3 protein-coding genes and 1 pseudogene are annotated in these 4,322 nt (G+C 67.0%); 3 read left to right on the forward strand and 1 reads right to left on the reverse strand.

Annotated features, from left to right (window positions below):
- Positions 1-1,275 (reverse strand): alpha/beta fold hydrolase (locus tag B551_RS14485; RefSeq protein WP_023264386.1); only part of this gene is annotated, 1,275 nt, incomplete at its 3' end.
- Positions 1,276-1,700: 425 nt separating this feature from the next.
- Here B551_RS14485 and B551_RS14490 point away from each other — a divergent pair.
- The 3 genes and pseudogenes from B551_RS14490 to B551_RS14500 form a co-directional block, all read left to right on the forward strand.
- On the forward strand, positions 1,701-2,825 hold the full coding sequence (locus B551_RS14490; protein ID WP_023264387.1) for a TRAP transporter substrate-binding protein: 1,125 nt from the start codon (positions 1,701-1,703) through the stop codon (positions 2,823-2,825).
- Positions 2,826-2,841: 16 nt separating this feature from the next.
- Positions 2,842-3,435: pseudogene (locus tag B551_RS14495) on the forward strand (TRAP transporter small permease subunit); the annotation flags it as partial.
- A 209-nt stretch (positions 3,436-3,644) separates the two neighbouring features.
- Positions 3,645-4,322: TRAP transporter large permease subunit (locus B551_RS14500; protein WP_023264388.1), on the forward strand; the 678-nt coding region annotated here is incomplete at its 3' end.

A 4,322-nucleotide genomic window follows, 5' to 3' on the forward strand; every position in this document is an offset into this window, starting at 1 on the left:
CACCGGCGCGGCGCGCGTGCGCACCACCACTTCCGAATGCAAGGTTCGGTGCACCGGGCACTTGTCCGCGATCGCCAGCAGCGCCTCGCGCTGCTGCGCGTCGAGCGGCCCGCGCAGCGTCACCTCGCGCTCGATCCAGTCGACCTTGCCATCGCGGGTGTCGCACTCCGCGCAGTCCGCGGCATGGATCTTCTCGTGCCTCAGTGACACGCTGACGTGTTCCAGCGGCCAGCCCTTGCGTTCGGCCACCATCCGGATCGTCATCGACGTGCAGGCGCCCAGCGCGGCCAGCAGCAGATCGTAGGGCGCGGGTCCGCCGTTCAGGCCGCCGAACGAGACCGGCTCGTCGGCCAGCAGCCGGTGCTTGCCGACCGTGACCCGCTGCTGGAACTTGCCCGCGTGGTTTTCCTCGACGCGCACCAGCCCTTCCTCCACCGCGGCGGCCGGCAGCGTGGCCGGATCGATGCCGAGGTAGCGCTGGCTCCAGGCGGCGATCGTGTTGGCGACATAGGTCGCGTCCTCGCGCCGGGTCAGCAGATGGTCGGCATGATCGAGCGAGACAAAGCTCTTCGGATGGCGGGCCGCGATGAACAGCTGCGTGGCATTGTCGATGCCGACCGTGTCGTCGAGCGGGGAATGCATCACCAGCAGCGCGCGCCGCAGCCGCGACACCTTGGCGAGCAGCGCCTGCTCGGCGACGTCGTCGAGAAACTGCTTGCGGATGCGGAACGGGCGGCCGGCCAGCTGCACCTCGGCCTCGCCCTGCGCGGCGATGGTGTCGGCGTGCTCGCGCAGCAGGCCGACCACGTGCGACGGGTCGCTCGGCGCGGCGATGGTCGCCACCGCCCTTGCCTCCGGGATGCCTTCGGCCGCGGCCAGTACCGCAGCGCCGCCCAGGCTATGGCCGATCAGCAGCGCCGGCGCCTGCAGATGCCGGCGCATATGGTCGGCCGCTGCGTGCAGATCCGCGACGTTCGACGAGAAATTGGTGTTGGCGAAATCGCCGCCGCTGCCGCCCAGTCCGGTGAAGTCGAAACGCAGCACCGCGATGCCGTGCTGGGTCAGCGCCTGCGCGATGCGGCTGGCCGCCACCACATCCTTGCCGCAGGTAAAGCAATGCGCGAACAGCGCATAGGCCTTGACCGGCCCGGCCGGCATATCGAGGCGGCCCGCCAGCGGCTGGCCGTCGTGGCCGGGGAACTGGACTTTCTGGTTGGGCGCGCCGGGCGAGTTCGGCGAGTTCGGCGAGTTCGGTGAATTCGACGGATCGGGCATGCGTGGCTCCTGGCGAAAAAAATGGCGGGATGGCCGGTCCTTGCTACTGTAGCCGCTCCGTCCGCCGAAGTGGCCGAAAGGTCATGCAAAACCGGGCGCCGATGACCCATTGAGGGTCCGCGACAGTGGCCTCGCCAGACATGGAGCAGACAAGCACGAGACAAGATGCAGACATGCTGTAGAGCGCCGATTTACACGCGGCGACAAGGCCGATCCGTCACGGGTAATCCCTACATTGTTGCGCTTGGTTGCAATTCCTAACATGAAGTCAATTACAAACCACTTGCACGCCGCCCCCTGAAAACGGCAGTCGCCATCGGGCCGGCCACCGCATCGCAATTCCAGACGTCGCATCAACGGTTCGAGGCTGGCGCACTCGCGGCGCTGCCTCCGGTGTCGTCAACAGCAGCAAGGGGGAAGACAGCATGGCAGCGAAAAACAAGCGCGGTGCGGTATCGCGACGGGGATTTCTGGGCGGGGCGGGGGCTGCGGTCGGTGCAACGGCGCTGGGATTCCCGGCGATCGTCAAGGCACAGGGTCCGGTGACGATGCGCTGGCAAAGCACCTGGCCCAGCAAGGACATCTTTCACGAGTTCGCCGGCGACTTCGTCGCCAAGGTCAACGATATGTCGGGCGGCGAGCTGAAGATCGAGCTGCTGCCGGCCGGCGCGGTCGTCAAGGCGTTCGACCTGATCGACGCGGTCAGCAAGGGCACGCTCGACGGCGGCCACGGCGTGATCGCCTACTGGTATGGCAAGAACTCGGCGCTGGCGCTGTGGGGATCGGGGCCGGCCTGGGGCATGGACCCGAACATGCTGCTGGCCTGGCACAAGTACGGCGGCGGCAAGGAACTGCAGCAGGAGATCTACCGCAGCCTGAACCTGGACGTGGTGTCCTTCCTGTACGGACCGATGCCGACGCAGCCGCTGGGCTGGTTCAAGAAGCCGATCACCAAGCCGGAGGACTTCAAGGGCCTGAAGTTCCGCACGGTCGGCCTGTCGATCGACATCTTCACGGGGCTGGGCGCCGCGGTCAACGCGCTGCCCGGGGCCGAGATCGTGCCGGCGATGGACCGCGGCCTGCTGGACGCTGCCGAGTTCAACAACGCGAGCTCGGATCGCGCGCTCGGCTTCCAGGACGTGTCCAAGGTCTGCATGCTGCGCAGCTTCCACCAGTGCTCGGAACAGTTCGAGATCCTGTTCAACAAGAAGCGCTACGACGCGCTGCCGCCCAAGCTGCGCGCACTGATCGCCAACGCGGTGGACGCGGCCTCGGCCGACATGTCGATGAAGGCGATCGACCGCTACTCGAAGGACTATCAGGCGCTGCAGCAGCAGGGCGTGAAGTTCTACGCGACGCCCAATTCGGTGCTGCAGGCGCAGCTGAAGATCTGGGACGAGGTGGTGGCGCGCAAGGAAAAGGAAAACCCGATGTTCAAGAAGGTCAACGACTCGATGAAGGCGTTCGCGATGCGCAGCACCCGCTGGCAGAACGACACCAACGTCGACTACCGGATGGCCTCGGCGCACTACTTCAGCAAGCGCAGCTGAACGCGGGGGCGCGATCGTGCAAGGCCTGCTGCTGGCGATCGACAGGATCAGCACCCTGATCGGTCAGGCCGCCTCGTGGCTGATCGTCGCGTTGACGCTGATGATCAGCTACGAGGTGTTCTCGCGCTATGTCCTGTCGGCACCGCACGCCTGGGTGTTCGACGCGAGCAATATGCTGTACGGCGCGCTGTTCATGCTGGCCGGCGCCTATACGCTGGCCAAGCGCGGACACGTGCGCGGCGACATCCTCTATGGTTTCCTGCCGCCGCGCGCGCAGGCCACGATCGACCTGGTGCTGTACCTGGTCTTCTTCTTCCCCGGCGTGATCGCGCTGGCCTGGGCCGGTATCGACTTCTTCGAGGTCTCGCTGGCGCAGAACGAGCACTCGTCGATCGCGGCCGACGGCCCGCCGATCTATCCGTTCAAGGCGGTGATTCCGGTGGCCGGCGCGCTGCTGCTGTTGCAGGGCGTCGCCGAGACGATCCGCTGCGTGATCTGCCTGAAGCGCGGGCATTGGCCGATGCGCGAGGGCGATGTCGAGGAAGTCGACGTGGACAAGCTCAAGCAGATGGTCAGCGCCGACGCCGCGGCCGGCACGGTGGCAACGCCGGCGGTCGGGGAAGGTGGCGAAGTGCGGGATCACCGCAATGAGCGGGACGAACGGCATGACCGCGACCAGGTCGATGCGCCGGTTCAACGCGACGCGCCCACTACCGATCCCGGTCCACACCATCCCGGCCCGGCGGATCCGCACCATCCCCGCGATCGCCACGACGATCGCGAATCGAAGCCAGCGCGCGAAACCGACGGAGCGCCGCGATGAGAAAGGAACTATGGTTCGGCGCCACGCTGATGGCGCTGATCGTCGTCGCGGTGCTGGTGCTGATGCCCTCGCCCGCCGATTGGACCAACGGACATCTGGGCCTGCTGATGCTGGCGCTGATCGTCGCGGCGATCATGCTGGGCTTTCCCACCGCGTTCACGCTGATGGGCATGGGCGTGCTGTTCGCCTGGCTGGCCTATCGCCACGCCGACCCCAACATCGCCGTGCAGCAGACGCTGGACCTGATGGTGCAGCGGACCTATGCGGTGATGACCAACGACGTGCTGATCTCGGTGCCGCTGTTCGTCTTCATGGGCTACCTGGTCGAGCGCGCCAACCTGATCGAGCGGCTGTTCCGCAGCCTGCATCTGGCGCTAGCGTGGCTGCCGGGCTCGCTGGCCGTGGCCACGCTGATCACCTGCGCGGTGTTCGCGACCGCCACCGGCATCGTCGGCGCCGTCGTCACGCTGATGGGACTGCTGGCGCTGCCGGCGATGCTGCGCGCCGGCTATAGCGCGTCGCTGTCGGCCGGCTCGGTCACCGCCGGCGGGTGCCTCGGCATCCTGATCCCGCCGTCGGTGCTGCTGATCGTCTACGGCGCGACCGCCGGCGTGTCGGTGGTGCAGCTGTATGCGGGCGCCTTCTTCCCCGGCCTGATGCTGACCGGCCTGTAT

Origin of the sequence: Cupriavidus sp. HPC(L) (assembly GCF_000307735.3) — a bacterium.
GTDB lineage: Bacteria > Pseudomonadota > Gammaproteobacteria > Burkholderiales > Burkholderiaceae > Cupriavidus.

Coding starts and splice junctions, on each gene's coding strand:
- B551_RS14490 (WP_023264387.1), top strand. CDS start 1,701: ATGGCAGCGAAAAACAAGCGCGGTGCGGTATCGCGACGGGGATTTCTG.